Source organism: Fluviicoccus sp. (genome assembly GCF_030646115.1).
GTDB lineage: Bacteria > Pseudomonadota > Gammaproteobacteria > Pseudomonadales > Moraxellaceae > Fluviicoccus.
Genome location: NZ_JAUSMX010000016.1, coordinates 1 through 1,227, shown reverse-complemented (window position 1 = coordinate 1,227; position 1,227 = coordinate 1). Strand labels below are relative to the sequence as shown.

The 1,227-nt window shown below is 61.8% G+C and carries 1 protein-coding gene and 1 pseudogene; one reads left to right on the top strand and one right to left on the bottom strand.

Annotation, left to right across the window (positions count from 1 at the left end; translation table 11 throughout):
• Positions 1-498 (bottom strand): annotated as a pseudogene (locus tag Q7T36_RS11865) (3-oxoadipyl-CoA thiolase); the annotation flags it as partial.
• A gap of 183 nt (positions 499-681) precedes the next feature.
• Between Q7T36_RS11865 and Q7T36_RS11860 the strand changes: the two are divergent.
• A partial coding sequence (locus tag Q7T36_RS11860; RefSeq protein WP_304848544.1) for an acyl-CoA dehydrogenase family protein occupies positions 682-1,227 on the top strand: 546 nt, incomplete at its 3' end.

The following is a 1,227-nucleotide window of genomic DNA, read 5'->3' as shown; positions in this document are numbered from 1 at the left end:
CGGCATGGTGTCGCCACCGAACGCGGCAGCAAACAGCGGATTGGTGAAGCGGGCTCCGAGGGTGCTGTCGGCCAGCTGCTGACCACGGTCATAGGCCGAGGTTGCCTTGGAGAGAATCAGCGGCGCACGGCTCATGGACTCGACGCCACCGGCCAGGAACAACTGCCCCTCGCCACTCTTCACGCCTCTAGCGGCATCCAGCTCGGCGGCCAGCCCGGAACCTCTCAGGCGATTGACGGTCAACCCGCCGTCAGAGGTCGGCATACCCGCCAGCAGCGCGGCGAAGCGCCCGACATTGCGGCAATCCTCACCGGCCTGATTGGTGTTACCCATGATGACATCTTCGTAGTCTGCGCCCGCAAAAGGGTTGCGGCCGACCACAGACTTGATGATGTGGGCGAGCAGATCATCCGGACGCAACGAAGCAAGCGCCCCGCCGTGTCGTCCAAACGCGCTTCTGCCGCCATCGTAAATATATGCGTCCAAGGTACCGGCCATGGCTCACTCTCTTTGGTTCGGGAGCACAGCGTAGCACAGGGGCTTAAACAGGTGGAATTCGCTTCGCCGAGTCTTTAAGCTCCGTCAAACCATCTGTGGGAGCGGGCCTTGCCCGCGATAAATTCCGCGACAGCATCGCGGGCAGGCCCGCTCCCACAGAGATTGAATTCAGGGGAGAGCAACATGATTCGTGATCAGGAAATTCTGGATCAGCTGGTTGATCTGGTGGATCGCTTTGTAAAAGAACGCTTGATCCCCGCTGAGCAGCAAGTGGCGGAAGAGTTTCGCGTGCCCGATGCCATCGTGCAGGAAATGAAAGCGCTGGGACTCTTCGGCATGACCATCCCCGAGGAGTATGGCGGTCTCGGGCTGACCATGGAGGAAGAGATTCACGTGGCCATGACCCTCGGCCAGACCTCCCCTGCCTTTCGCTCGATCCTGGGCACCAACAATGGCATCGGCTCGGCCGCAGTGGTGTTCGACGGCACCGAGGAACAGAAGCAACGTTTCCTGCCCCGCTACGCCAGCGGCGAGCTGATCGGCTGCTTCTGCCTGACCGAACCAGACGTCGGCTCTGATGCCGGTTCCGTGAAAGCCACCGCGCGCCGCCAAGGCGACCACTACATCCTCAACGGCACCAAGCGCTACATCACCAATGGCCCGGTCGCCGACACCTTCAGTGTGATGGCCCGCACCAACCCGGACATCAAGGGGGCGCGCGGCATCTCC